This window comes from Marinobacter albus (genome assembly GCF_030238305.1).
Classification (GTDB): domain Bacteria; phylum Pseudomonadota; class Gammaproteobacteria; order Pseudomonadales; family Oleiphilaceae; genus Marinobacter; species Marinobacter albus.
Genome location: NZ_JASSQD010000001.1, coordinates 1,320,371 through 1,346,761, shown reverse-complemented (window position 1 = coordinate 1,346,761; position 26,391 = coordinate 1,320,371). Strand labels below are relative to the sequence as shown.

The window sequence follows — 26,391 nt, the reverse complement described above, 5'->3', positions numbered from 1 at the left end:
ATGATCACGCACCACCTGATATTTCTTCATAAACTCGTTTGGCGTCGGCCTCACTGTAGTCCCTCAGACGCCATACATTACTATTGGAGAAGCTCTCTACCTCTGAATATGCGGGGAACTCGGACTCGTTGATATCGGTTTGCCTGACAAGCCGCGCGATGATTTGATCGAAATAGTTCTGGGGACGCTGGCAAAAGTCTTCATACTGCACGATCAACTTCTTGTGAGCAGGCAAATCCCGTATTCCCTGCTCCACTGAGCGATTGATTGACAGGACCTGCCTTGCAACGGACTCCAATGGATCCAGTTTTCTCAGCTCAGGATATTCCTTGATCTTGAATGAATACCAGGTGTTGATGTCACCGTATTGGCGCTTACGAGCCTCTAAAGCTGACTGGATGTTGAAAACAGGATCTCTCCTTATCCAAATGAACAGCGTCTTTTCAAACTGCTCAGCCAAATCGGGAATATTCTGATTCATGATCATGGCTTTCATGGCGAATGGCTTCTCAAACACGTTCGCTAAAGCATTTAATTCGTCACGAAGCTCAGTCAGGTTGGCTTCCTTCTGCAATTGTGGAGAGGGCATGTAATCGAGTTCATTAAAAGGTAAAAATCGACGCCAAAAATACCAGAACTCATTAGGTGCCAAGGCACCTTTAGTTTTTCCGTTGTCCGAACGAAAGTTTATTTCCGATTTAAAATCAAGAATTTCATTTCTGAAGTTGTACCTTGGATCCGTGAGTAACTGCTGTATCTTGGCACCGACTAAGGGCGCTCCATAAAACCTGGACAACAGGTTGGTGGGGTACGCCACCAACCCGGTCGCCGCCAGCCACTGCATAAATAGTGTCGTTCCGGAACGCAAGGGCCCGACTATAAAAATCTTTGGTAAATTCTCGGTACACAACTCACTAGTCAGCTGGTAATTAGCCGGAGTCAGGCGCTCTGCCAGCTCAATCAGAAGCTGTTCAAGCCCATCATTCCGAGAAAATTCCGCGGCTCTCTTTTCGTCTACCATTACTACACCAACTCATATTGGTTCAGAAGAGTGGTGACCTCTGCTGGAGAACAGTTCATTAAGCAGTCAATAATTGAAAGGTTTGGAACAAAGCCCCCTTTTTTCTGCCGGTATCTTACCGAATTTGATTGAAGAAAAAATAGTTCCACACCACTATTATAGAAATGCTCTTTCGAATATAAATGTCGCCCGCCAACGGGATTAACATAGGTCTTTTCATCAAATTTTCTACATAAATCAATAATTCGATCTTCTGGTGGCAGATCCCGTTGATACTCTAATTCGCTAGTTCTGAAAAATTGCTTGCTTATCCCCAGGTAAGAAAAAATCAAATTGAATGCCTCAAGGCATACGCTGGGAATCGATCTTTCCTTAAACTCCAGAACTCGACGAACTATTGGAAAAACATCCTCATAGTATGGCGCTCTGGAATAGGCCTGATTTATTGTTTTCAGAGCCTTTCCAACATTTGAAGAAAAGCTCAGGTCAACGATTCTCTTGTTTGATGAGGAACCGGGTACTGGTATCGTAAAGCGCACAGGAAAACCATCTGACAGTATTGAGTTCCTATTTATATATCCCTGTTTTATAAATGAAACATCATCATATATTAGAAAAATCCTTGCCGAATAAATCAGTTGAAAATAACCGATATACGGAAAAAGATAAGGCTGCATCACCGCCAAACTCATGAGTTCAGCTCCATATTTATGATATTGATGATGCTCATTTGCTCCTCCTTCCCAAGCTGGTCAAAGATCGGAAGGCATAAAATACGCTTTGCAACATCGCTGGAGATCGCTTGCGGAGAATGCTCCCCCAAGCAATTCACTGACTCCAGAGAAGGGTAGAAATACCTCCGCACCAGAACTGAATCGGCCTCAAGCCTAGCAGCTATGGATTGAGCCTGGTCCTCTGTCTCAAATAACGCTGGAAAATAGGAGTAATTGTAGGAAAGATGCGGACTTTGCCTCTGGAGCTGAACACGACTGGCAAGATGCTTTTTATATCGCAGCCATACCCCGCTTCTAGCGGCAAGATTCTCTTCCATTTCATCCAATACGCACAGGCCCATCGCTGCCTGCAGCTCACTCATCTTGGCGTTGATTCCCAAATCTTCAATTCTTTCCGGCCCCGTTATGCCAAAATTGATCATTTTCTTCGCGCGCTCCAGATCTTCCTTGTGCTTAAAAACAATTGCTCCACCTTCCCCGGTATGGAACAGTTTCGTAGCGTGGAAACTAAGCGTGGCAGCATCACCATGCCTGAGAAGGCTTTCGCCTTTGTATTTAGTATCAAACGCATGGGAACCGTCGTAAATGACTTTAAGATTGTATTCTCGGGCAAGTGAATCGATGGCCTCTACGTCACAGGCGTTTCCAAAAACGTGGACAGGGATAATTGCTTTTGTTTTGGGAGTAATTGCCGACACAATGTTTGCCGGGTCCAGACACCATGTATCTGGGTCGATATCCACGAAAACTGGTTCTACGCCATCCCATTTGAGCGAGCTTGCTGTTGCGATAAAAGTAAAGGGCGTGGTAATAGCTTCCGAACTTCCCATTGGATGAGCGCCACTGATGCCTAACACGCGGTAGGCAATCTGGAGAGCCAGAGTGCCATTTGCAACCAGCAACAAATTCTCTACTCCAAGGTATTCCTCAAGCCTCTGGGTAAGATCCTGAACCAACCGACCTTTATTGGTAAGCCAATGACGCTGATAGATACCGTCGATGTATTTTTCGAACTTCTTCCTATCGGGAAGATATGGCTTGGTGACAGGTATCATTTTGTAACACTCTCTTCGTTCGGACTTTTGCCGTTTCGGGATTTGTGCGCTGATTTAGCTCGTACCTAACTGAAGAACGTCCCGCCAAAACTCCTACTAAGCGCTGAAGCACTTCAGCGACCTTGACATTGCACTCGTGCGGGCAATCTGCTCGGCGGTTAGTATCGATCCTGTCCGAGATCTTATCCCATTCGCAGATCGAAAGTATGTGTGATTGTGTGAAGATCATGAGCCTCTGGAAAATTCGAGGACAGGTTGCTCCAAGTTTACGAACAGGTAGCTGGAGAACAAAGACTCTCGCTTTTTGGTGCGTTTGCCCGCCTTGATCTTTTCCACTTCGATCTTTGGGAAGAAACAGGGAATGTCCTGGTTCTGGAGCTGATGGGCACGGTCTCCTCGGACGAGTTTGGTTGAATGGCGTACCACGTCTTGGCAAGTCTGTTTGGTTGGGGGGGGTAACTCAGGTGTCAGAGGAAAGCTTTCTTCTGACACCGTTCTGGACTTTAAATCGGGGCCAGATAAACAAATTCCTCCGCCCCCCTGAGTTGTTCGCGTTAAAAATACCAACTCCCCGCAGCCACAAACCAGGGATTCAGAATATCCTCTTTCCCATACCGCAACGGCTCCCCCTCCAATGTCTGCACCTGCCCGCCGGCAGCTGCCAATATTGCATGGCCCGCTGTCGTATCCCACTCACTGGTCGGCCCAAGGCGGGGGTATATGTCAGCATGGCCTTCGGCAATTCGGCAGAACTTGAGTGAACTGCCGGCCTGGACGAGTTCGAAATCGCCGAGTTATTCAATGAACGCTCAGGTCTCGTCGTTCAAATGGTTCTTGCTTGCCACAACCCTCTTGGTTTCTCTTGGCTTAGCTACGCGGATGCGATGAACCTTTCCGATGCCGTCTCGCTTGTGGGCGCCCTCGCCTACGATGCCCCAATATGATTCTTTGAGAGCCGGAGCGGTGACGACACCCATCACCGGCAGGCCATCTTCAATCATTGCGATGTTCACGGTGAATTCACCATTACGCTGAGTGAAATCCTTGGTTCCGTCGACCGGATCGATAAGCCAGAAACGACGCCAGTGCTTTCTCTCCTCCCACGGGACCGCTTTGCCCTCCTCCGAAAGAATCGGGATGTCCCGGCTGATGTTGCGCAGGCCCCGACAGATGGTCTGATGGGCTGCCTCATCAGCAGCAGTGATAGGCGAGCTATCTGCCTTATAGCGAACCTTGAAGTCGGATTCGTAGATGTGGAGAACTTTTTCGCTGGCCTCGTCGGCGGTTCTGAGGACATCCGGGAGTATGGAGCTGTGGTGCATAGGGCTGAACGTGAACTCGGGCTCGGGGTCAGTGAACCTAGGGTCGGATGAAAGCTTTCATCTGACCCTGTTTTTACGCCATAGTATCATTGTTCAAGCAGGGTTCAGAAGAAGGCCTTCATCTGACGCCGGTCTCACCCCAGACACAAGGACGCCAACCAAATGAAACTTCGCTTCCTCGGCGGCACAGGAACCGTCACCGGCTCCTGCTAACTGCTCTCGGAAGAAAAAAATCGTATGGTGGTGGATTGCGGGATGTATCAGGGCGTCAAAACCCTGCGCCGGCGCAACTGGGCGCAGTTTCCGGTGGATCCGGGCACGAGCAAAGCTGTGGTGCTGACCCACGCGCACATCGATCACTCCGGCTATCTTCCGGCTCTGGTCAGAATTGGCTTCAAAGGAAAGATCTATTACACCAAGGCGACCCATGAACTCTGCAACGTGCTGCTTCCCGATGCAGGCTTTCTGCAGGAAGAGGATGCCAAATACGCCTACCGCAAGAAGTACTCAAAGCACGAACGACCGGAGCCTTTATTTACCGAAAAGGATGCCAGGGAAGCTCTAAAGCACTTTGAATCCCTGCACTATCACGAGTCATTTGAACCGGTGAAAGGCTTTGAAGTTCCCTTTACGCCAGCTGGCCATATTCTGGACTCTTCCTGTGTTCACGTTCATCATAACGTTACCGGCCGGACAGTTGTATTCAGCGGTGATGTGGGGCGCCAACACGACCTGATCATGCGCCCGCCCGAGCGGCTCAAAAGGGCCGATGTTCTGGTCTGCGAATCGACCTATGGCGACCGTGCTCACGCTGAGGTCGATCCGGAGAGCGAACTGGAAGAAATCATTACCCGTACTTCCTGTCGCGGAGGCATTGTTTTGGTTCCGGCATTTGCCGTAGGTCGTGCACAGATGTTGCTGTACGTCGTGCAAAAGCTGATGAGTGAGGAACGAATTCCGCAACTGCCCGTCTACCTCAACAGCCCTATGGCGATCAAAGCCACAGAGATCTTCTGTAAGCATCACAAGGAACACAAGCTCAGCGTGAACCAGTGTAAGTTGATTGATGATAAGACCGAATTCGTGCGAACGGTGGACGGGTACTCCACCACCTCAAGACCCTGTTACCCAACCATCGTAACAGCATTGTCTTTACTGGTTTCCAGGCACCTGGAACCCGGGGGAATGCATTGGTAAATGGCGAGAAGTTTGGGTGGGATGCTGAAGTGCCCGAGTTATTTGAGGAAGTTGACATCTGGGAGCAGAACAGCCATTCATGCATCCGTATTTTAGCAAAGCACGACTTTTTCATCCGGTTGTTTGACCTGCCGCCCCGTGCCGGGACTGAAAATTCCTAACGAAAAGCGATAGAAATGTTACCGAACTTTATCATCATAGGAACAATGAAAGGCGGCACGTCAAGCCTATACCACTATATTGCCTCTCATTCTGGCGTGACCCCCTCTTCAGTTAAAGAAACTAACTTTTTCAGGAGCACAGAGGACTTTAATAAAGGCACTGACTGGTATAAATCTCTATTCAGAGCAGGTCAACTTTTGGCTTTCGAAGCCTCCCCTAATTATACAAAGCGGCATCTCTTTCCCGGCGTTCCCCAAAGAATGCATTCTCTCTTACCTAATATTAAATTAATATGCATTCTTCGTGACCCCATCGATAGAGCAGTATCACACTATGTTCACAACGTTGCTCATGGAAGAGAGTCAAGATCTTTGTCCGAGGCTATAAACGATCCTCAAAGCAATTATATTTTAACCAGCAAGTACTATTATCAGATTGAGGCATTTTTAGAGTATTACTCAGGCGACCAAATACTTCTTATTGAATCAGAGCGATTAAAGTCCAAGACCTCGAGCGTCATGGATGAGGTTTTTCGTTTTTTAGACCTAAATCCAGAATACAACAAAAGTGTGTACGCAAAAACCTTTCACGCATCCAGCAAAAAAAAGCGAAGATCTAGATTAGAACAAACACTTAGCCATAGAACTCAAAATCCATATACTTTAGCTGGAATACGCCTTATCACAGCACCGTTCAGGAGATCCTTCGAACGGCCAAGTCTATCCCCGGCAGATAGGGCAGTGCTCACTGAAGCCTTAGCTCCGGACATCGAAAAACTTCGACGCTTTTCCGGGTTATCGTTCTCAAGTTGGTCAGTATGAAAGTGGCTAAACAGATAAACGTTCCACGTTTAGCCCAGTATTTCACGGATCAATTTCGATCTCAGGCCGCACCGACCTGTCCTATCTATGATCGCCGACTCTCCGCCCCTAGTATCAAACGACCCTTTTCAACGTATTTAACCAAAACCAAGACCAAGCCAATTCCGACAACAAAACACTTTTTCCTGATACCGCCTATCTTCTTGTTCAGGAAAACGAACTTGACTTGTTGAGCAAGACGCACCGGCAATGAGGGTACGTCCACAACCGAACCGGATGGCCGTGCACCTATGTCATACTGGCCGCCCGCTATGCGACGGGTTTTAGCGACAAGCTCTGCAATTTTTCGACGGGCGGGATGATTAACCACGCAGGATGGTTGATACGTAATTAAAAACCCCTGCGATGCCGCTCTATTGCACCACTCGTAATCCCCTTTTGACTTAAGCTTTGCGTTGAATACACCTACAACCTGAAACACTTCTCTCTTAACAAACAGATTGGCGGTAACAGAAAATCCCTTTTTCTCAATATTCGTCTGCTGTTGAAACCCATATGCAAGGTCGAACAACTCTGCAGGAGTAGGGTTGGCCTGATCAAATGGCTGAAGCTCTACTCTTCCACCAATGATTGATTGCTCATTGCTACAAACTGCTGCGACGCCTTGCTCTATCCAATCTGGCTCGGGAGTGCAATCCGAATCTGTAAATGCGAGAAGTTCGCCATGCGCCAGGGGAATACCTTTATTCCTCGCAGCATAGGAACCAATGATTTCATTCTCATCAACTAAACGGAAATTACTACCGATCCCTGAGCTCAAAAATGATTCGACGAGACATTGGGTCTCATCGGTCGAGCCGTTATTCACCAGGATAACTTCAAACAACTCATGAGGGTAAGACTGACGCAATAGCGCCTGTAATAAACTCTTTATCTGAACCCCGGCGTTAAAATAGGGGACGATAACGCTTACAAAAGGTAGCTTGTTCAACTGTTCTTACCCGATATTTTATACGGTCGAGGACATACCATTATTGTTTTGCCATTCTTTCAACTAGGTTGGCCGCGTACTCGACGACATCAATGGTATCGCCCAACAGCTCCTCATGCCGCTTTAAAATCTCATCAGGTGTAATCAACAGGAACTCTCTGATACACCCGACCAGCGACGTTTCGTTTAACTCGTTGATATTACGAAGCATACCGTAACGAACTTCTTGCTCGTTACAGTACCCTCGCCCGGTATGTGCTGCGTAGATCGCAGGTACACCAAGAACAACCGATTCCGACGCCATGGTCGCACTCTCTCCAACGAACAAGCGACAAAAGGCCATGACATGGTGCATTGAGGAAGGATTCCCGGCATAACCATAGGGCGCCAAATCGTCGGGTAAACCCCCTTCTGAGGACACGATTACCTTCCCCAGCCTGCTCAGGAAAGACACCACGGTTCGAAGGAGCTGAACCGACCAGCCCTGTTCGTTAAGATCGTGATTGGCATTCCAGGAAACCACGCGTATGAGAAAAGTATCCCCCGAAGGCGACAGACCGTTGGCCACCGCCTCCACGTAATCGGGCTTGAAGAATTCCGGGTGAAGATACGCCAGTTCGTGGTAACCATCATACCTCTCACTTCGCTTGGGCAACCAACTCTCATAGGCCCTTGGAACGCTGACTCTCGACGCGAAGGGATATGTTAATGCGTTTTGGAGAGTTGCGTTCTCGGTATCATAGAAGACGACGGAGGGGATACTACTCAGTCGCCCCACCTGGGCCACGAAAATCCCCCCAATCGCAGCCATTACATCAGGCTTGAATCGACGAGCCACCTTGTAGAGCCCGAAGTTCCGGCTAATCAGTTCCTTCAGCATGCCGACTACCCCGCCTTTGCTCGCGCTGGATAGCATGCAATGATCTACATCCAGATCCTCCAATAGTCTGACCGTAACCTCTTTCTCCCGGCTGGTGACGAGAATCTCATGGCCGCGATTATTCAGAACCCCGATGACATTCTTGAAAAAATGTACGTGGGCAGGGTGGCAGATATCGATCAGGATTCGACTCATTTCTGCCGTCCGGATCCCTGGCCTGAATCAGCATCCTTTTCCTCAAAGCCCACCTCCTTGTACATCAGCTGGGTAATCTGCTCGGAAACGAGGCCCATCAGAAATATCAACAGTGCTGTCGTGAAAAGGAGCGCGCTCATGTTGGTAAATCGCCCCATACTCAAGTATGTGAAGGCGTAGTAACCAATCCCCAAAAGAAGAGGCAGGACACTCAGGGGGAAGAAAAGTTTTAAAGGCGAATACAATGTACCTATCTTGAAGATGATCAGCAGAAACCGGATGCCATCTTTCAACGGACTGATGTGACTCTTTCCTTCGCGGCGCCCGGCATGGATGTTTTCGTAGGCCACTGAATAACCGGCCCTGAAAAATGCCATGGTACTGGTGGTCGGATAGGAGAAACCATTCGGTAGAAGTGACAGAAATTCCCGGAACCTTTTCGCCCGGGCGACTCGGAAACCAGACGTCAGATCCTCGACTTTATGCCCGGTCATATAGGTTGCAAGGCCGTTGTATAACTTGTTAGCAAGCCCTCGGCCGATGCTCGCCTGAGATCCTTTTCCGCGAGCACCCACGACCAGGTCATACCCCTCCTGTAATTTTGCCAGCAGACGGGGGATATCCTGGGGATCATGCTGCCCATCAGCGTCCATGAATAGCAGTATGTCACCTCTGGCAGCACGCGCTCCCGACTTGATTGCAGCACCGTTTCCTTTCGAGTAGGGATGCCTGAGCACCTTAACCCCCTCCCGGGAGGCCGCAGCAGCAGTTCCATCGGTTGACCCATCGTCAACGACAATCACTTCCAGAGGGGAGCAACAGGAAAAGATTTCATCAAGCACACCCGGCAAACTCGTTCGCTCATTCTTCGCCGGAATTATGATGCTTAAGGAATCCGTCATTGGGTCGTATCTCCCATTTCGTTTAGCTTGCGTTCAAGCCGCTCCATTCCGGGCTTCAGGCTCACGCATTGAGGTTCCAAAGACTCTCCACAACGAGACTCCAGTGTTTCGTATAGGTCTTGGGCGTTTGCTACCTCATTCCGAGCTATGGCTACCTGTGTCGCCGCAAAGATCACGTCGGGCCTTTTATTGCGCTTAAGTGCGTCAGACAAATGCTGTTTTGCTTTACCAAGGTCGCCTGCATAAAAGTAGATCTTTGCAATTACGACGTTCAGATCTACAAATGCCTTGCCACGGCCAAAGCGTTCATTTTCGAGCAATACTAACGAGACATTCAGCAGCTTGCGCGCCGTATCCCGCGAACACTTCCCGCTCTCAAACTTTTCCATAATCGAGGAGAGTGTATTTACAGCATTCTTGTTGTAATCCGCAACCCGGGCCCGGTGATACAGTAACTCCTCTGGCACGCTGGCCGCATTCGCACTAACGCAGTTAAGCTCCAGCCACGACAACGGCATGGTGATACTTTCGGGAAAATCATCTATGGTCTTGGCGTAAAAATCACCGGCTTCATCATATAGCTGATGAGCGGACAGCATTGAGGCCATATGGCTATGAGTTCGCGGCGAAGTGGGATTCGTCTGGTACCAGCGAATCGCCTGCTTCAGGGGCTCTCCCCAGATACGGGCTTCCTGATAGGTGACCAGTGAAAATATTAGCGATAAAACAGCGAAAGCCCCAACGATCACTGGCAGAACCTTTTGGGGTAGCTTTTCCGCCAAACCAGCCAACGCAATGAATAAGCCTACAGAGGGAAGATAGTTCCTGTGCTCAAAGTACAACTCTAATGCCAGCACAGAAGACTCGAGAACGTGCGCAGCCAGAAAGAAGAGAATGCCGATCGCGACAAGGGGATTCCGCTTCCTTGAAACCACTGCGACAATCCCACCCGCAAGTACCAGAGCGAGCCCAAGCAAAGTGGTAACAGGATTCATCAGGTTTTTTGAGACTGGGAAATTATCCCAAAGCAGGTAAAAGTCCTGGCCGATTGGGTATAGAGTTTTTACGGCATACAGGGGCAGGATTCTGAATTGGGTAAGAACCCTTTCCGCTATCGAGAAATCCCGCATCGCGTAGGCATCGATGAAATATTTCTGGTATTCAACAGTAAGAACAACAAGCAGAAGATAAAGTGGACTGAGAACAGCATGGATAGCCAGAAGTCGCACTGGTCTGCTGAGGCACTGCTCGGGAGGCCTTACAAGAAACACTATAACGCACAGCAGAGGAAGCAGAATTCCGTTCTCTTTTGAAAGCACCGCAAGAACGGTACACAACAACACGAGGGCCGAAGCCAAAACCAGCCTGAACTCTGCGGTTTTTAACCGGGAGACATAAAGCAGGTAGATCCAGATATTGATACCAATCAACATCCAGAAAGCAGCCAGCATTGCCATCCGCTGAATGACATACTGGATCGTAGTCTGGTGAATCGGAGATGCTGCCCACGCAAAAGCAATGACCAGAAAGAGCAGTATCGTCCATCTATTCTTCGGCGCCCCGTCACGCTTCGTTGCACGGGCCAGGTTAACAAGGAGGGTGAAAACCAGCAGGAAGTTGACTGTATGTATTACGTAATTTACGACTTTAAAGCTGTACGGATCAGGCCAACTTTCGTGCTGAAAAGCGAAAGTCAGTAGTGAGATCGGTCGGCCCAAACTTCCGACACCCCCGGCAAGAAACGTGTAGTAACTCTCCAGGGTACCCGCAGATAAATCAGCCAGCCCGGCTAGATTGCCAACATCATCGAGTATCCAGGCCCCACTAGCCCCCGGGAAATTTATAGAAAGCAAAGCCCCGATCAAAAAAAACAGAGCTGCAGGAACTGCAATTCGATTCATTCTCTTATACATAAGAAAAGGCCCATCGCGACCAGAGGTCGCGATGGGCCTGCCTCGTTCTGAAGGTTTACTTACAGGAAGTCGGCAGGTAGTTCGCTGCGAGGGTAGTGGTCGCAGCAGCTGCGCCAATAGTACCGCAATCCCAGGTGGAACCACCGTCAGCGGTTGAGATAGCAAAGGTTTCGCCAGCGATGTTGTTGTTAACACCGGTGGTATCCATAGTTGCAGAGATAGTCCAGGCGTTAGTGCTGTCCTGGGCGATCGCCATGCTAGCTACGTATTTGCCAGCAGTGGTAGCTCCAAGCTCGGCCAGTGTAGGGACAGTCGCCTTGTTCTGGAAATACTCAGCAGACGGAGACTTCAAACCGGCAGTCAGGTTAACGGCCTCAGTTACCTGAGAGCGTGCAACGTAATCCTGGTAAGCCGGAATCGCAACAGCTGCGAGGATACCGATGATCGCAACAACGATCATCAGTTCGATCAAGGTGAAACCTTTTTGACCCTGGTTCATTTTGATTGCTTGCATAGCGAAAACCTCTAGGTTTGTTCGTTTTTAGTTACAGCTCCGGGACGGTGGAGCTTTGCCCCGATACCGCGGTGAGCGTAACTGACATGAAGCAGTTAGCGTGCCAATTGCAGTAAAACGTAAAAAACAACCACGTATCAGCGGCTTACAGGATTATGTGAGGCGCATCACAAAGCAAATTTCGACGCAACAAGAGACCTTTGACGTCAGGAGGTGACGTTTTTTGTCACCAAGATTTCTTAGGGTGGTACTTTAAAAAAGATGGGGCCAGATGAAAGATTTCATCTGGCGCCTGCTAAACCACTCAACATCACCAGATCGACCAGTTTGTGATCGAGAGTGCTTCCCAAACCCATGCCAGACATCTAAACTCTTTTTTGCTAATTTACGATTCAGCGACTTATAACAATCTTTTCAGAGCACTTATGGCGAGCAGCAATCGAAACGTAACGCTGACCGGCCTGGCCCGGCGGTTTTTTGAAGACGGGCTTCTAGATGAGGCGACGGCAAAGGATGCTTTCCTGCAGGCCTCACAGAATCGAATTCCCCTGATCACCTACCTTACCCAGAATGAACTGGCACCTAGTTCGAAGCTTGCTTTTTCCGCAGCAATGGAATTTGGCATGTCAGTTCTCGATCTGGAGTCATTCCAGCCTGAGATGATGCCCGAAAAGGGGGTAGACGAGAAACTGATCCGAAAACACAATGTCTTACCGATATTCAAGCGTGGCAATCGCCTGTTTATCGCAGTTTCCGACCCGACCAACATTCAGGCGCTGGATGAAATCAAGTTCAATACAGGCTTGAGCACCGACGCCATACTCGTGGACGATGCGAAGCTCCGAGTGGCCATAGAGAAGTATCTGGAATCTCAGGATACCTCGATGGGAGAGCTTGATGACGCCGACCTTGAGAGCGTGGAAACTGAGGGCGGCGATCAGGATGACGACAGTGGTTCCGTAAGTGCGACCGAAGTCGATGACGCCCCAATTGTAAAATACGTCAACAAGATGCTCCTTGATGCCATCAGGGGGGGAGCATCTGACGTACACTTCGAGCCCTACGAGAAAACCTACAGAGTCCGGTACCGTACGGACGGAATATTGAAGGAAGTGTCCCGCCCATCAATCAAGCTGGCTCCAAAAATTTCTGCCCGGGTAAAGATAATGTCCCAACTGGACATATCCGAGCGGCGCGTTCCTCAGGATGGCAGGATAAAAATGAAGCTATCCAAGACCAAAGCTATCGACTTTCGCGTAAACACGCTTCCAACGCTTTGGGGAGAAAAGATTGTTTTACGGATCCTGGATCCGAGCCAGGCCAAGTTGGGCATCGACGTCCTTGGGTATGAGGAAGACCAGAAGCAGATGTACCTTGAAGCTCTGGAGCAGCCACAGGGTATGATTCTGGTCACGGGCCCGACCGGCTCGGGCAAAACGGTATCCCTCTATACCGGTCTGAACATTCTCAATACCAGCGAGCGCAACATCTCCACCGCCGAGGATCCGGCTGAAATCAATCTTGAAGGCATTAACCAGGTCAACGTCAACACCAAGGTGGGCCTTGGATTTGCCGAAGCACTCAGGGCATTCCTGCGCCAGGATCCCGATGTCATCATGGTAGGCGAGATCCGAGACCTCGAAACCGCGAACATCGCCATCAAGGCTGCTCAAACCGGCCACCTCGTTTTATCCACCCTGCACACTAACAGTGCCGCTGAAACTCTTACGCGGATGATGAACATGGGCGTGGCCTCCTTTAACATTGCCACTTCGGTGAGCCTCATCATCGCCCAGCGGCTCGGTCGCCGTTTGTGCAACAGCTGCAAACAGTCTGCTGATGTACCGAAGGACGTCCTTTTGAAGGAAGGGTTCACACAGGAACAAATTGATACAGGCTTCACGTTGTACCGCCCAAAGGGCTGTGATAAATGCAATGGAGGATACAAAGGCCGCGTTGGTATTTACGAGGTGGTCAAGGTAACTGACGAGCTGGCGAACATGATTATGGAAGAGGCCAGTTCCATCAAAATTGCAAAACAGGCTCAGGCGGAAGGTTTCCGTAATTTGCGGCAATCAGCCTTATTGAAGGTGATTCAGGGAGTGACGAGCCTTGAGGAAGCCAACCGCGTGACGAAGGATTAAGCATGGCAGAAAAAGCGCAAAAGCTCGAATCGTTTATTTGGGAAGGGAAAGATCGTAAGGGAAACAAGTCCAAAGGTGAGCTGACAGGCCAGAGTCTGGCACTTGTCAAAGCCCAACTCCGGAAACAGGGAATCATTCCGGATAAGGTCAAGAAAAAACCCAAGCCGCTTCTGGGTGGCAGCAAAAAGATAACCCCGTTTGACATCGCGATGCTAACGCGCCAGCTTGCCACGATGATGAAAGCGGGGGTTCCTCTGGTACAGAGTTTCGACATTGTTGCAGACGGACTGGAAAACAAGGGGCTTCAGGAACTGGTCATGACGATTCGCAACGAAATTTCGTCAGGGACAAGTTTTGCCGGCGCCCTTAAAAAGCATCCGCGATATTTTGACGATCTTTATTGCAATTTGGTGGATTCCGGTGAGAAGGCGGGTGCGCTAGAACAAATGCTAGACCGCATTGCGACCTATCTTGAAAAGACCGAAATACTGAAGAAAAAAGTCAAGAAAGCGATGACCTATCCGATTGCGGTTATCGTGGTGGCAATAATAGTGACGGCGATTCTACTTGTTAAAGTAGTGCCTCAATTCGAGAGCCTGTTCCAGGGATTTGGTGCTGAACTGCCCGTATTCACCCAGTTTGTGGTGAACCTCTCTGAATGGCTTCAGAAATGGTGGTTCGCTGTTCTTTTGGGCATTGTTGGCTCCCTTTTTCTCTTCAAGGAGGCAAACAGACGCTCCAAGAAATTTTCGGACCTTATGGACAAATATGTTCTTAAACTTCCAATTATGGGCGAAATACTAGACAAATCGGCTGTAGCAAAATTTGGACGGGTACTCTCGACCACCTTTGCCTCAGGTGTACCCCTAGTTGATGCGTTGGATTCGGTTGCCGGCGCGACAGGCAATGCGGTCTATCGTGATGCCATCATGAACATCAAAAATGATGTATCCAGCGGTACTCAACTCCAAGCGTCTATGAAGGAACAGGACTTGTTCCCAGTAATGGCTGTTCAGTTAACCGCGATCGGCGAAGAATCAGGTAATCTGGACGAGATGCTTGCCAAAGTTGCAGAGCATTACGAGAGTGTCGTGGATGACATGGTTGATAACCTGACAGCGCTGATGGAACCAATGATCATGGGGGTTCTGGGTGTACTGGTCGGTGGCTTGATCATTGCCATGTACCTTCCAATTTTCCAGATGGGTCAGGTTGTTGGCTAGACAGCTAGGATGAAGGACAGAAGAGATCTTTTTCTGCCCGCCGATCACCGCTCTAGACCTCAAGCCGGGGTCAGATGAAAGTGTTCATCTGACCCCTTGTTCATTCCGCACCCAAGGCGTCCAATGCAGTTCCTCGACATCTACCTCCATACCCCCTGGCTACTCCATCTCTCTGTCCTTCTGGTTTCCCTGTGCATCGGCAGCTTCCTGAACGTCGTCATCCTGCGCCTCCCGAAGATGATGCACCAGGACTGGCGCTGCCAGTGCGAGGAATTCCTTGAAGTACCCGAGCAACAGCGAAAGCAGGAAGCCGCCATTACCCTCTCGAAGCCGGCATCTACCTGCCCTTCCTGCGGTCACAGTATTCGGGCCTGGGAAAACATCCCCGTTGTCAGCTATCTGTTTCTGGGCGGCAAATGCTCGTCCTGCAAAACGGGCATTTCTCCACGCTATCCGATCATTGAAGCGGTAACCGCCCTCCTCTCAGTGGGAACCATCGCGTTTGTGGGCTCATCGGAAGCCGGGCTCTGGGCGTTGTTGCTCACTTGGTCGCTTGTCGCGCTTACGGTTATCGATTTTGACACGCAACTCCTACCGGACAACATTACCCTTCCGCTGATGTGGCTGGGGCTTGTGCTCAACTACTTTGGCGTGCTGACGGACTTTACCAGCGCGTTCTGGGGCGCGGTGGCGGGCTACCTGTCTCTTTGGTCGGTTTACTGGCTATTCAAGCTGGTTACGGGCAAAGAAGGTATGGGCCATGGAGACTTCAAACTGTTGGCGGCGCTCGGGGCCTGGCTTGGCTGGCAACTGCTGCCGGCGGTCATTCTTCTCTCGTCCGTCGTTGGTGCCGTAGTTGGTATCAGTCTGATGGTCTTCAAGAAGCACGGGCGGGAAGTCCCCATTCCGTTTGGACCTTACCTGGCCACAGCTGGCCTGCTTTGCCTGTGGTTTGGCGCTGATATCCAGCGTTTCTGGTTTGGCTTTCTGGGAGTCTGATTGATGGCAATTGTGGGTCTCACCGGCGGTATTGGTTCCGGCAAATCAACCGTGGTCAGGATGTTTGGCGACCTTGGCATACACTGGGTCGATGCGGACGATGTTGCCCGCGAAGTCGTGGAACCAGGCACGCCCGCGCTCAAGGCGATTGCCGAGCATTTTGGTCCTGAGATTCTGACCAGGGACGGCGCATTGGACCGAGCACGTCTTCGGACGATTGTCTTTGACGCCCCCGAGGAACGAGCATGGCTTGAGGCCCTGCTGCATCCGATCATCCGCGAGGAACTGATTCGGCAGTTGAAGCCGGATAATTACACGCAGCCCTACGCTCTCCTGGTCTCTCCGCTGCTGTTCGAAACCGATCAGCACCAGCTGGTTGATCGTGCCGTCGTGATCGATGTGCCTGTCGACGTGCAAATCGAACGCACCATGTCCCGCGACACGAATTCCCGGGAGCAGGTTGAACGAATTATTGCTGCACAGATGCCGAGGGAACAGCGCCTCGCGAAGGCCGACGCTATAATTGATAACAACCGCCCGATCGATGACGTGGAGCGTCAGGTCCGTGACTTGCACAAAAGGATTTTGGTGGATCTTGTCTGACCGATCTTTTCTCGCGCGGCTGGTTGGCCTTGCGGCCGCATCCCTTTGCCTCACACTGACCCACGCCCAGGCAGCCGAACCGGTGTTCGAGGTGCAGGAACGATCCGTGCCCGATATTTTATCACCCGAGGCCCTGCCCTCGTCCTTCTTCGACTTTTCTCCAGAGGAGTATTGGGCCGAGCCACGCGATTCCTACTGGGTGAATTTCAGCAACTGGGTATTGCTTCAGGGACGAACCCAGAATCCCAAGGTGGAAAGGCTCGGACAGTGGGCGGACCGCACGCTCTCGGGCAGCGAGTACGGATTACCGAACAACGCCAGTTACCTTCGAATCGGCTTCGCGACCGAATCCGAATCCGGCGCCCCCTTTCAGTTCGAACCTGAGGCCCGGTTTCGACTGGACATTCCCACCACTCGGCGCAAGCTCCGCCTCGTGATCGAGAGTGAAAGTGAAGAGCTCATCCCCCTGGAGGAGCGGCAGCGTGACCGGCAGCTGACCCAGGACGAACGCTCCGACACCGAAGCGACCGGTGCACTGCGCTACCTGACCGAAATTGGCGATGCCATCAACCTGTCGAACGACGTAGGTGTGCGGCTTCGGCTCCCTCCAGATGCTTTCTGGCGAGCCACGGCACAGAAGGACTGGCGTCTGGATGAAGACTGGCTTCTAAGAGCGCAACAACGATTTTACTTCTACCACAACGATGGCTGGGGTGAGCGAACCTGGCTGACAGCCGGTAGACAGGTCGGCCAGGGCTGGTATTTCATATCGTCCTCGGAACTGGAATGGATCCACGATGAAAAAGAGTTTGTCGCAGCCCAGATTTTCAGCGTCGACAAGCGACTGAACAACCGCTCGACACTTACCCCACGCCTTGGGATATTGGGCGAGAGCAAGCCGTCGTGGCGAACTACCACCTATTTCGCGGACGTGACCTGGCGGTACCGTCTGCACAGCGACTGGGTTTACGCAGAGGTTATTCCCGCACTCGAATTCCCAAGGGAAGAGAGCTTCAAGGATCGGCCTTCCGTTGTTTTCCGGGTAGAATTGTTCTTTTCCGGTAGCCTTCAGCGACCTTATCTAGATTGACTATGCCCCGACACCCTTCCCGACCAGCCCAGGAAGCACTGACGCTATCCCCGATTGCGTTCACTCGATCCTGTTTTCAGGACAAATTCGGTGTGCCCCGCCAGCCGGGCCTGACGCGTTACGCCCACGCCGAACTCGTTATCGAGGCACCCTACGACCGGGAGGATGCGTTCCGGGGCTTGGAATCCGCCAGCCACCTGTGGCTGACCTTTCAGTTTCATGAGGCGGTTCGTGCCGAATGGCGACCGGTCGTGCGCCCACCCCGCCTTGGTGGCAACAAGAAAATTGGCGTTTTCGCCAGCCGTTCCCCGTTCCGACCCAACAGCCTTGGGCTTTCGGTGGTCAGGAATCAGGGATTAGTTCGCAAGGAAGGCAGACTGGTGCTGCGCATCAGCGACCACGACCTGATCGAAGGCACGCCCATTCTCGACATTAAACCCTATTTGCCGTTTGCGGACTCGATACCGGATGCATCCCTGGGTTGGGCCGATGCGCCACCGACCGAGCGGTTAGCGGTGACCTTCCTGCCGGAAGCCGAGAGGCAGCTTGAAGCACTCAGCCCGGAGGATTATCCCGACCTGCGACTGCTGATTGAGGATGTCGTCAGCTACGACCCGCGGCCGTCCTTTCGTCGGGGGCGAGAGGAAGACCGGATCTATGGCGCGCACCTGTACGATCTGAACGTACGGTTCCGTTTCGTAAACCTTGATTCAGAGGAACGTGTCGAAGTACTAACTGTCTGTTAAACTCCGATTGGTGATTTAGTAGTCGACACAGGGAACTCGTGCATTGCCTCCAAACCGGTTTTTAAAGCGCATGGGAATTCGGCCGCTGGCAGCCCGACTGTTGGCGTATGTACTGCTGTTCAGCCTGATCTTTTCTCTGGTGGCCACCGGCGTACAGATGATCGGCGAGTTCGAGCGCCGCAAGGAAGACCTGCAAGCCACGCAGGCCAAGGCCGCTGAACTCATTTCCGGCAGTATGAGCAATAACATCTGGCTGATGAACTACAGCGAGGTGGCCAACAGCCTGGACGACATGAAAGCCGTGACGGCAATCCAGCACGCGCGCGTCGTTACCTCAACCGGCGATGAGTTCACCACGGGTACCCTCCCGGAGGGTCGCGTTATCACCCAGACGTTTCCGCTCGTCTTCGACCGGTCGAGCTTTCGCAGCCCGGAGGAAGTCGGTAGCCTCACCCTTACCTCCTCCGTTGAACGCATATACGATGATCTGAGAGACCGGGCACTACTCAACCTGTTGTTCCAATCCATCGTGGTGATGCTGGGAACACTTGGTCTGCTTGTCATCGTACGCATGACCTTGTCGCGGCACCTGGAGGCCATGGCCGACTATGCTGCAAGGCTTAACCTTGATGCGCTGGTCGATCCGCTAAAACTGAAACGCGCTGCCCCTAAAACGCCCGATGAATTGACCGAACTGGAGCAGGCACTCAACAAGATGCGCCTCCAGATACTCGAGGACACGCGGTCACTGCGCCAAACCACGATTCAGTCCCAGGGCGAACGGGATGAGGCAGTCAGGGCGAACCACGCCAAGAACCAGTTCCTTGCCAATGTCAGCCACGAACTCCGGATTCCCCTCCAGTCAGTACTGGGCTATGCCAATCTGCTGACCGATACACCGCTGGATCAGGACCAGCGGGAATACGTCCACACCCTGCTGAGCGCCTCCGAAGGACTGTCTGCCATCATCAACGATCTGCTCGACATCTCCAGCATGGAGGCCGGAAAACTGGTGCTGGATGAGATCCCGTTCGATCTCCGTGAAACCCTGAACGACCTGGTTCATATGCTCGGTTCCCGGGCACGAGAAAAGGGTCTGGCGCTGGAGCTTCGCATTGATGAAAACCTGCCGTGGGCACTGAAAGGCGATCCGGTACGTATACGCCAGATCCTGCTGAACCTGACGTCCAACGCCATCAAGTTCACCGATTCCGGCCATGTCCTGATCAGCATCGAAGTACTGGGCCGACGCGATGACCAGGCTCGCCTGCGACTGGCGGTCGAGGACACCGGCGTGGGCATCAATCCGGAAGACATCCCGCTGGTCTATGAGCCCTACGTGCAACTCGGTCAACGCTTCCAGCGTCAGCTCCCGGGAGCAGGCCTGGGACTCACCATTTGCCGGCAGTTGGTCAACCTGATGGATGGCTCGCTGGACCTCGAGAGTCGACCGGGAGAAGGCTCAACGTTCTGGATCGAAATCACACTCCCCGTTGCCCCGGAAAGCTCGACCCGGGTGCGCCCCGATACCCGCATGGTCAAGAACCGGCGAATTCTCGTGGTAGACTCCTACGAATTGTCCCGCAAAATTACCCTCGAAATGCTTTCGCGCCATGAGGTCCACATTGAAGCGGTGAAGTCCGCCGGTGAAGCGCTGACCTCACTTCGCCAGGCGTTTGACAGCCAGCAGCCATTTGACAGCATTGTGCTGGATGGTTTTGTCCCCGACATGGACAGCGATCTGCTCTGCCGCCAGATTCGCGGAAACCCTTTGTGGAGTGACATGCGGTTGTTGATCCTGTCCTCCAACCCCCAGCGGGGAGACGCCGAGCATTTCCGCCAGGCGGGGGCTGACGCCTTCCTCAGCAAGTCATTGCGGGAGTCTTGCCTGACTCCGATTCTGAATCAGCTGTTCGCGGACGCGGCCAACCATAAAAGACGTTTCCTGACTCGCTTCTCACTCCAGGCCGTCAGCGATTCGTCCCGTCGACGGGAACTGCCCTGCGGTCGGATGAAAGTGCTGCTGGTCGAAGACAACCCCGTCAATCGCACGCTCACCCGCCGCCTGCTCGAAAAGCTCGGTTGTGATGTGATGACCGCCAATGACGGAGAAGCCGCAGCCAGCCTCTGGCAGTGGCATCCGTTTGACCTGATCTTCATGGATTGCATCATGCCAAGGGTGGATGGTTTTGAAGCCACCCGTCGCCTGCGGGATTGGGAGAACACGAACAGTCGGCCAAGGGTGCCTGTGGTCGCCCTGACGGCCAGCGCCATGGAGGAAGATGAGGAAAAATGCCGGCGTGCCGGCATGGATTCATTCGTTGCCAAGCCTGTCAATATTGAAATGCTCCGGGCAGTACTGGAACAATACTGTAAAGCGTCCGCGACTTCCTGAAGGGCCCGCGGATACCTGGATCCGTTTTATTATTCTGAAAGGCAACCATGAACGTCGAATGCCCCACCTGCAAAAAATCCGTGGAATGGACGGATGCCAACCCATACCGCCCGTTCTGTTCTGAGCGCTGCAAACTCATTGATCTCGGTGCCTGGGCCAACGAGGAATACCGGGTGCCCGCCGAAAATGTGTCGCCTGACGACCTGGATCAGGGCGGTGACGATACCCACCACTGAACCGGATCTCAGCGCAGATTAATGCGGGCTTACCGCCTTTTAAGTTGAGCCCCCAGAGCATGCCCGTTAACATACGCCAAATATTTTAATTACTTACGAAAGGTGCATGCATGAAAGTGTCCCGTATTTCCGTGATGGTTCTGTCACTGGCTGCCGCTCCAGCCTTCGCTGGCGATGTGGACCTCAGCCTCACCGATGATTCCGTAAAGGGCCAGGTGAACTTTCTGGGCAACAACGACGATCTCCAGATGGGCGCCGGCTACACCTATCGTGAAGGCGGTCTCGACATCCTGAACCTTGATTTCCACGCTCAGGGCCGCACTGCAATCGGAAACCTGCCTACTACAGCCGGCCTGGGCATGCGTGGTTTCGCCTGGGACGCGGGCGCGGTTGACGGCGGTGCCATCGCACTGGGCGGCTACGCCACCCTGAACATCCCGCGGGTTCCGGGACTCTCTTTCACCGGTGGCCTCCATTATGCACCCAGCATCCTGTCATTCGGTGATTCCGACGACCTGACCAGCCTGGAACTGCGGGGCAGCTACCGCGTGATCCGCAACGCCGAAGTCTTTGCCGGTTACCGTTATCTGAATACCGAACTGGATCGTCCGTTCCGCGGCGACGTGGATCTCGATGATGGCGTCATGGCAGGCATGAAGATCTACTTCTGATCTTTCAGCCATAGCCAGAACAGACAATCAAAGGTGCCCCCTCGGGCACCTTTTTTCGTGCCTTTCCTCACGCTTTCCCCAGTTCCGCGCTGTTAGACTGTTCGTCTGAATTCCCTGCACGGATAGCCTGGCATGCGATTGACCTCTGGATTGATTCTTCCGACCGTTTTTTTGCTTCTCAGCGGGTGCGGCGGAGGCGACGACGCCATTACCGGCGCGCAGAATGATCCCAACGACTTCGCCAACGGCAAGAACCCGGTGGACGACTTCAGTCCTGGCAGTACCGGCGACTCCAGCAAAACTGCGGGGCTCGAAGCGAATGAAGTCCGGATTACCATGGAGGTGCCCGGTGGCGTGGCTCCGGATGCCGAACTGACCCGCCGGAACCTGAGAATCGTGCAGCCGGACCGGATCAGTGTCTACACCACCAATACGGCGTTGCAAAACCTGGGCTCGGTACCGGTATCCACGCGGACCGACGACAATGGCTTCACCATAATCGCGTTTGACGAAGGCTTGCCCCTGGGTCCGGATGTGCTCATTGATGCCAGTTACGGCAATGTCCGGCTGCGCGCCCTGGCGGCCGACGCCGACCGCGACGTGAAGATCAACCCGTTCTCCGAATATCTCGTACGCAACACCCTGACCACTTACACCCCGGGTCAGTTCCAGAGCATTCTCGATTGCGTGGATGATGTCGGCGGCGAGCTCTGTCTCAACAAATATGTCTGGTCCACACTTGCGGATCAGGTCCACGATTTCGAAATCGACATTCCGTCAACCGCGAACCTGACGTCGGCGCTGGACCTGCTTTCCGGTCGCGGCGACTTCGCCCGATACGTTTCTGCCATGGCGGACTACGCCCTGCTGGACGAAACCTCCTCCGGTCGAATCACTGCCAGCTCTGCGGACTACAATTCGGTGTTTTTCGGAGTGGAGCTGGGCCAAACCTTCCTTGAGAGCTCCCTGGTCAACTCCGGACAATGGGGTGCCCGGACCGCTCAGGAGGAGCGGCTGGAAGACCAGTACGGCGTGGGGTACGTCTATCCGGCACTGACCCTGACCAGCTTCGATGCCTTCAACATCCGCGTGACGTCACTTGCCAGCGACATCCCCTATGCCCGGGAAGCACTGATCCATCAAGCGGGCAACGATTTCTTTCTCCGGGGCTCCGAGCAATGGGACCTGAACACCCACGCTTCGTCACCGGGCGCCGCTACGCTGGTCGCCGATACCCGTTTACTGGCAGGCCGCGCCCTGTATCAGAGCATCACCGGTCGCGGCAGCTCACGCATCATTGGCTGGACCCGAAACCCTTATTACCTTGACGCCTACACGAGTGAGCCTGTGTCTGACACTACCGGGCCGGACCGGGTAGTTAGCGGCTACTTCAGCGCGGGCAAGGCCATAGAGCTGGAGACCTCCGGCGAGGAGCTCAAGCGCAAGGAAACCTTGGAGAATCACTATCTGTCTGTATTGGAGCTCGACCTTCTCCGTCAGCGCGGCTTCAGCCTCAACATTCTCGACGGCCGCGACTACAACGTGCTGTACCTGGCCACACAGTTCAGCGATGGCGCCACACCGGTCACCTTCGAAACCGGCCTCGGCGACTGGCGGATCAGCGGCAACACCATCACCCAGAACCAGTTACTTACCACAGTGGCCCGTGACGCGAGCGGAGCGGTCAGCACGGACAATACCGGCATCCGGATTGAATCCTGGACGCTGAGCAACAGGACATCACGACTCAGCGACGCCGATGCCAACATCGGGCGCCTGAACCTGGATGTTTCAACCGCTTCCGGTGATTTCGAGCAGCCGGATCTGGGCGTGGGCGCCAGCACCCCCGATGGCAGTCTCCTCGCATTTAATCTGGACGACAGTTCCTTCGGAGATGGCATCCTCATCGCCGCAGCCCAGACCTCAGCATCAGCCCCCACCAGTGGCAGGTATCGCCTTCAGGGCATTCGTCTCGGCATGACCTCCGATTCCAATCAGCTGGCGCATTTTGACAATGCCGTACTGACCATCGGCTCGACAGTTCTGGCAACTCTGGACCCACGCACCCTGGACGTCGTTCACACGGTAGGCGACGAAACTGTAACGTCTCCGCAGCTGAACGAAGGTGATACGATTTCCCTTGCCTACGATTCTTCAGCGGGCAATGGGCGCGTGACATTTACCGGCGCCAGCATGGTCCTCGAAGGCTTTTTCACCTCTGATCAGGACCAGTTCTATCTGCGCCTCAGAGACACGGTCTCCGGAGAAGAGCAAATCGGACTGTTGATGGCGACCCGGATTCCCTGAGGAGCGCGCCGAAAGCAGCAATGAGCCAGCACGCAGACTCGTCCGTATAAACTGTTATAATCGTTACCATATCGATTCTGACGTGAGGTTTTATGTCTGCAGGTAAACGGGCCCTGATGCTGTTTGTTCCACTGATCGCCTTTGCGATTGGAGGCGGTTTTTATGTGCCCCAGTCGGGCATGGAAGGCTACCGGTCCGGCTCAGAACTACCGCTCGCATCCCTGCCGTCCCTGCCCAGCTGGGCCCACGACGGATTGCCGGATTTTGCCAGCTTTCGGGATACGACCGAAAAGAAAGCAGCGTTCTTCTCATTTCTCTATCCGCGTATCGTGTTGGCCAATTCCCGGATTCTTATTGAAAGAGACTACCTGGACAGTCTGGCCGGAAAGTCCACGCTGTCAGAAGACGAACAACAATGGTTGGCTGCGCAGGCCGATCGCTTGCGAGTAGAAGCCGAACCGGGAAGCGATGAACAGTTTTCGCTACTCCGGAAACGTCTCGATGTGATTCCACCCTCACTGATTCTGGCCCAGGCGGCCAATGAATCCGCGTGGGGAACCTCACGATTTGCGACCAAGGGCTACAATCTGTTTGGTCAATGGTGCTTTTCCAAGGGCTGCGGCCTTGTTCCTCGCGGTCGAGTCGAGGGCGCCAGCCACGAAGTCGCGAAATTTTCATCACCTTACCGTTCCGTTCGCGCGTATATCCAGAACCTGAATCGTCACCCCACCTATCAGGCGCTACGGGACATTCGCCTCAAAGACCGCCGTGACGACGATCCACTCTCCGGTGTTGAGATGGCTCAAGGCCTTCTGGGCTATTCGGAACGCGGCGAGGACTATGTCAAAGAAATCCGCTCCATGATTCACTACAATAATCTGTCCTTCTACGACAACGATTTCAGGGATGTGATCAGCGATCTTACTCCCGACCGCCTCCAGGAGCTCGCCTCGGCCAGCCCCGAGACCGTTCTGCTCCCCGGCCAGAAAGCCCCAAACCCCGGCCCTGCTGAAGGCTGATTTCAAGACAGACTGTTAAACTTCCAGAGACGACATTCCAGCATGCTCAACTTCTTGCCTGCACCGCTAAAGGGAATCCTGGCGGTCCTGCTCATACTGTCCAACACTCTCATCCTGTTTCCCGTTTTGTTGGTGTTTGCCATGGGCAAGCTGGTTGTGCCAATTACCGCCTCACGGAAAGCCTGTACTGTTGTATTGAACAGAATTGCCTGGGTCTGGATTGGCTTTAACAATGTCCTGATGGACCTGCTCCATAAGGTGGAGTGGGATATCCGCGGTATCGACAGGCTCGACCAGTCTCACTGGTATTTCGTTACCTGCAACCACCAGACCTGGGCCGACATCCCTGCCATTCAGTACGTCCTGAACAGCCGGATCCCGCTGCTGAAATTCTTTCTCAAGAAGGAACTGATCTGGGTGCCGTTTCTGGGCGTTGCCTGGTGGGCACTGGACTTTCCGTTCATGCATCGACACACAAAAGAACAGATAGCCCGACGCCCGGAACTGAAGGGCAAAGATGTGGCGGCAACCCAGGCCGCGTGCGAGAAGTTCCGCTTCACTCCGGTCACCGTCTTCAATTTTATGGAAGGTACCCGGTTTACCCGCGCCAAACACAAAAGCCAGAATTCACCCTACCAACATCTCCTTAAGCCAAGGGCCGGTGGAACCGCGTTCGTCCTCCAGGCCATGGGTGAAATGATCCATACCATGCTCGACGTCACCATTGTCTATCCGGACGGCAAGGCAGGGTTCTGGGACTATCTGTGCGGCCGGATCCAACGCATCATCATTGACGTGCGCACACGGGACATACCCGACCGCTTTCTGGGGATGGACTACGAGAACGACCGGGATACGCGCGTGGAATTCCAGCGCTGGGTCAGTGAGGTCTGGGCCGAAAAGGATAGGCGAATCCAGGCACTGCAAAGCGCCTAGAGCAAGCCCAGTTCCCGGGCACGGACGATGGCCTGGGTGCGGGATCTCACTTCCAGTTTGGCATTGATTCGCCTTGCGTGGGTTTTAACCGTGTGGAGCGAAATGTGCAGCTTGTCGGCAATTTCCTGGTTTGAAAGTCCCTTGGCGATCAACTCCAGAACACTCTGTTCGCGATCACTGATCGGTTCCGCCAATGCATCAACCGTCTCCGCTTCTGTTTTCACCTGGTAAAGGCGGCCCAAAGCCTCTTTGAAAGGCCCATTGGGTAGTTGCGCAAAGCCTTTCTGAACGAGATCCTGAAGTTCATTCCGAAGT

General features: G+C 52.9%; 23 protein-coding genes and 2 pseudogenes. 14 read left to right on the top strand and 11 right to left on the bottom strand.

What is annotated here, in order from left to right; all coding sequences use genetic code 11:
• Positions 1 to 4: 4 nt before the first annotated feature.
• From QQF73_RS06345 to cysQ, 5 genes and pseudogenes are all read right to left on the bottom strand, one after another.
• Positions 5 to 1,021 (bottom strand): sulfotransferase, encoded by a 1,017-nt coding sequence (locus tag QQF73_RS06345; RefSeq protein WP_219866312.1) that lies wholly within the window; start codon positions 1,019 to 1,021, stop codon positions 5 to 7.
• A gap of 2 nt (positions 1,022 to 1,023) precedes the next feature.
• Positions 1,024 to 1,713: a WbqC family protein gene (locus QQF73_RS06340; RefSeq protein WP_219866313.1), complete on the bottom strand. Its 690-nt coding sequence runs from the start codon at positions 1,711 to 1,713 to the stop codon at positions 1,024 to 1,026.
• Positions 1,710 to 2,810 (bottom strand): DegT/DnrJ/EryC1/StrS family aminotransferase, encoded by a 1,101-nt coding sequence (locus QQF73_RS06335; RefSeq protein WP_219866314.1) that lies wholly within the window; start codon positions 2,808 to 2,810, stop codon positions 1,710 to 1,712. The genes QQF73_RS06340 and QQF73_RS06335 overlap by 4 nt, the downstream gene beginning before the upstream one ends.
• A 225-nt stretch (positions 2,811 to 3,035) precedes the next feature.
• Complete coding sequence (locus QQF73_RS19235; RefSeq protein ID WP_345782947.1) at positions 3,036 to 3,146, bottom strand: hypothetical protein; 111 nt, start codon at positions 3,144 to 3,146, stop codon at positions 3,036 to 3,038.
• Positions 3,147 to 3,364: 218 nt separating this feature from the next.
• Positions 3,365 to 4,132: pseudogene (gene cysQ / locus QQF73_RS06325) on the bottom strand (3'(2'),5'-bisphosphate nucleotidase CysQ).
• A gap of 237 nt (positions 4,133 to 4,369) precedes the next feature.
• Between cysQ and QQF73_RS06320 the strand changes: the two are divergent.
• A pseudogene (locus tag QQF73_RS06320) lies at positions 4,370 to 5,490 on the top strand (MBL fold metallo-hydrolase).
• A 15-nt stretch (positions 5,491 to 5,505) separates the two neighbouring features.
• Positions 5,506 to 6,312 carry a sulfotransferase domain-containing protein gene (locus tag QQF73_RS19280; protein ID WP_219866316.1) on the top strand — a complete coding sequence of 269 codons (807 nt, stop codon included), beginning with the start codon at positions 5,506 to 5,508 and terminating at the stop codon, positions 6,310 to 6,312.
• Between the two features lie 85 nt (positions 6,313 to 6,397).
• On the opposite strand, the gene QQF73_RS06310 is transcribed toward QQF73_RS19280, so the two are convergent.
• The 5 genes from QQF73_RS06310 to QQF73_RS06290 all read right to left on the bottom strand — a co-directional run bounded on the left by QQF73_RS06310 (position 6,398) and on the right by QQF73_RS06290 (position 11,707).
• Positions 6,398 to 7,303 carry a glycosyltransferase family 2 protein gene (locus tag QQF73_RS06310; RefSeq protein ID WP_219866317.1) on the bottom strand — a complete coding sequence of 302 codons (906 nt, stop codon included), beginning with the start codon at positions 7,301 to 7,303 and terminating at the stop codon, positions 6,398 to 6,400.
• A gap of 40 nt (positions 7,304 to 7,343) precedes the next feature.
• Positions 7,344 to 8,378, bottom strand: a complete 1,035-nt coding sequence (locus QQF73_RS06305) for a DUF354 domain-containing protein (protein WP_219866318.1) — start codon at positions 8,376 to 8,378, stop codon at positions 7,344 to 7,346.
• Complete coding sequence (locus QQF73_RS06300; RefSeq protein WP_219866319.1) at positions 8,375 to 9,280, bottom strand: glycosyltransferase family 2 protein; 906 nt, start codon at positions 9,278 to 9,280, stop codon at positions 8,375 to 8,377. Before QQF73_RS06300 ends, QQF73_RS06305 begins: the two co-directional genes overlap by 4 nt.
• Positions 9,277 to 11,181, bottom strand: a complete 1,905-nt coding sequence (locus QQF73_RS06295) for a hypothetical protein (RefSeq protein ID WP_285367634.1) — start codon at positions 11,179 to 11,181, stop codon at positions 9,277 to 9,279. Before QQF73_RS06295 ends, QQF73_RS06300 begins: the two co-directional genes overlap by 4 nt.
• A 67-nt stretch (positions 11,182 to 11,248) precedes the next feature.
• Entirely contained in the window at positions 11,249 to 11,707 is a 459-nt protein-coding gene (locus QQF73_RS06290) for a pilin (RefSeq protein WP_285367633.1), read from the bottom strand.
• A 425-nt stretch (positions 11,708 to 12,132) separates the two neighbouring features.
• On the opposite strand from QQF73_RS06290, the gene pilB reads away from it, so the two are divergent.
• From pilB to QQF73_RS06230, 12 genes are all read left to right on the top strand, one after another.
• Positions 12,133 to 13,851, top strand: a complete 1,719-nt coding sequence (gene pilB, locus QQF73_RS06285) for a type IV-A pilus assembly ATPase PilB (protein WP_219866321.1) — start codon at positions 12,133 to 12,135, stop codon at positions 13,849 to 13,851.
• Between the two features lie 2 nt (positions 13,852 to 13,853).
• Positions 13,854 to 15,074, top strand: coding sequence for a type II secretion system F family protein (locus QQF73_RS06280; RefSeq protein ID WP_219866322.1), 1,221 nt, complete (start codon positions 13,854 to 13,856; stop codon positions 15,072 to 15,074).
• 123 nt (positions 15,075 to 15,197) lie between these two features.
• Complete coding sequence (locus QQF73_RS06275) at positions 15,198 to 16,073, top strand: prepilin peptidase (RefSeq protein WP_285367632.1); 876 nt, start codon at positions 15,198 to 15,200, stop codon at positions 16,071 to 16,073.
• Positions 16,074 to 16,076: 3 nt separating this feature from the next.
• Entirely contained in the window at positions 16,077 to 16,676 is a 600-nt protein-coding gene (coaE, locus tag QQF73_RS06270; RefSeq protein ID WP_219866324.1) for a dephospho-CoA kinase, read from the top strand.
• Positions 16,669 to 17,766, top strand: a complete 1,098-nt coding sequence (locus QQF73_RS06265) for a hypothetical protein (RefSeq protein WP_285367631.1) — start codon at positions 16,669 to 16,671, stop codon at positions 17,764 to 17,766. The genes coaE and QQF73_RS06265 overlap by 8 nt, the downstream gene beginning before the upstream one ends.
• Before the next feature lie 2 nt (positions 17,767 to 17,768).
• Positions 17,769 to 18,512 (top strand): tRNA (N6-threonylcarbamoyladenosine(37)-N6)-methyltransferase TrmO, encoded by a 744-nt coding sequence (gene tsaA, locus QQF73_RS06260; protein WP_219866326.1) that lies wholly within the window; start codon positions 17,769 to 17,771, stop codon positions 18,510 to 18,512.
• 70 nt (positions 18,513 to 18,582) lie between these two features.
• The gene (locus tag QQF73_RS06255; RefSeq protein ID WP_228743315.1) at positions 18,583 to 20,907 is read left to right on the top strand and encodes a response regulator; all 2,325 of its coding nucleotides are present in this window, start codon (positions 18,583 to 18,585) and stop codon (positions 20,905 to 20,907) included.
• Between the two features lie 47 nt (positions 20,908 to 20,954).
• A complete protein-coding gene (gene yacG, locus QQF73_RS06250) occupies positions 20,955 to 21,143 on the top strand; it encodes a DNA gyrase inhibitor YacG (RefSeq protein ID WP_219866328.1) in 189 nt (62 codons plus the stop codon).
• A 110-nt stretch (positions 21,144 to 21,253) separates the two neighbouring features.
• The gene (locus QQF73_RS06245; RefSeq protein WP_219866329.1) at positions 21,254 to 21,814 is read left to right on the top strand and encodes a YfaZ family outer membrane protein; all 561 of its coding nucleotides are present in this window, start codon (positions 21,254 to 21,256) and stop codon (positions 21,812 to 21,814) included.
• A gap of 132 nt (positions 21,815 to 21,946) precedes the next feature.
• Positions 21,947 to 24,121 carry a hypothetical protein gene (locus tag QQF73_RS06240; protein WP_285367629.1) on the top strand — a complete coding sequence of 725 codons (2,175 nt, stop codon included), beginning with the start codon at positions 21,947 to 21,949 and terminating at the stop codon, positions 24,119 to 24,121.
• Positions 24,122 to 24,213: 92 nt separating this feature from the next.
• Complete coding sequence (locus QQF73_RS06235) at positions 24,214 to 25,140, top strand: glucosaminidase domain-containing protein (protein ID WP_219866331.1); 927 nt, start codon at positions 24,214 to 24,216, stop codon at positions 25,138 to 25,140.
• A 42-nt stretch (positions 25,141 to 25,182) separates the two neighbouring features.
• Positions 25,183 to 26,076, top strand: coding sequence for a 1-acylglycerol-3-phosphate O-acyltransferase, YihG family (locus QQF73_RS06230; protein WP_219866332.1), 894 nt, complete (start codon positions 25,183 to 25,185; stop codon positions 26,074 to 26,076).
• Here the strand turns inward: QQF73_RS06230 and QQF73_RS19275 are convergent.
• The gene (locus tag QQF73_RS19275; RefSeq protein WP_416383204.1) at positions 26,073 to 26,300 is read right to left on the bottom strand and encodes a response regulator transcription factor; all 228 of its coding nucleotides are present in this window, start codon (positions 26,298 to 26,300) and stop codon (positions 26,073 to 26,075) included. The genes QQF73_RS06230 and QQF73_RS19275 overlap by 4 nt on opposite strands.
• Positions 26,301 to 26,391 lie beyond the last annotated feature (91 nt).

Bases quoted from the DNA above. Each gene is read 5' to 3' on its own strand.
- QQF73_RS06345 (WP_219866312.1), bottom strand. From the start codon at position 1,021: ATGGTAGACGAAAAGAGAGCCGCGGAATTTTCTCGGAATGATGGGCTT.
- QQF73_RS06340 (WP_219866313.1), bottom strand. From the start codon at position 1,713: ATGAGTTTGGCGGTGATGCAGCCTTATCTTTTTCCGTATATCGGTTAT.
- QQF73_RS06335 (WP_219866314.1), bottom strand. From the start codon at position 2,810: ATGATACCTGTCACCAAGCCATATCTTCCCGATAGGAAGAAGTTCGAA.
- QQF73_RS19280 (WP_219866316.1), top strand. From the start codon at position 5,506: ATGTTACCGAACTTTATCATCATAGGAACAATGAAAGGCGGCACGTCA.
- QQF73_RS06305 (WP_219866318.1), bottom strand. From the start codon at position 8,378: ATGAGTCGAATCCTGATCGATATCTGCCACCCTGCCCACGTACATTTT.
- QQF73_RS06300 (WP_219866319.1), bottom strand. From the start codon at position 9,280: ATGACGGATTCCTTAAGCATCATAATTCCGGCGAAGAATGAGCGAACG.
- QQF73_RS06295 (WP_285367634.1), bottom strand. From the start codon at position 11,181: ATGAATCGAATTGCAGTTCCTGCAGCTCTGTTTTTTTTGATCGGGGCT.
- QQF73_RS06290 (WP_285367633.1), bottom strand. From the start codon at position 11,707: ATGCAAGCAATCAAAATGAACCAGGGTCAAAAAGGTTTCACCTTGATC.
- pilB (WP_219866321.1), top strand. From the start codon at position 12,133: ATGGCGAGCAGCAATCGAAACGTAACGCTGACCGGCCTGGCCCGGCGG.
- QQF73_RS06280 (WP_219866322.1), top strand. From the start codon at position 13,854: ATGGCAGAAAAAGCGCAAAAGCTCGAATCGTTTATTTGGGAAGGGAAA.
- QQF73_RS06275 (WP_285367632.1), top strand. From the start codon at position 15,198: ATGCAGTTCCTCGACATCTACCTCCATACCCCCTGGCTACTCCATCTC.
- coaE (WP_219866324.1), top strand. From the start codon at position 16,077: ATGGCAATTGTGGGTCTCACCGGCGGTATTGGTTCCGGCAAATCAACC.
- tsaA (WP_219866326.1), top strand. From the start codon at position 17,769: ATGCCCCGACACCCTTCCCGACCAGCCCAGGAAGCACTGACGCTATCC.
- QQF73_RS06255 (WP_228743315.1), top strand. From the start codon at position 18,583: ATGGGAATTCGGCCGCTGGCAGCCCGACTGTTGGCGTATGTACTGCTG.
- yacG (WP_219866328.1), top strand. From the start codon at position 20,955: ATGAACGTCGAATGCCCCACCTGCAAAAAATCCGTGGAATGGACGGAT.
- QQF73_RS06245 (WP_219866329.1), top strand. From the start codon at position 21,254: ATGAAAGTGTCCCGTATTTCCGTGATGGTTCTGTCACTGGCTGCCGCT.
- QQF73_RS06240 (WP_285367629.1), top strand. From the start codon at position 21,947: ATGCGATTGACCTCTGGATTGATTCTTCCGACCGTTTTTTTGCTTCTC.
- QQF73_RS06235 (WP_219866331.1), top strand. From the start codon at position 24,214: ATGTCTGCAGGTAAACGGGCCCTGATGCTGTTTGTTCCACTGATCGCC.
- QQF73_RS06230 (WP_219866332.1), top strand. From the start codon at position 25,183: ATGCTCAACTTCTTGCCTGCACCGCTAAAGGGAATCCTGGCGGTCCTG.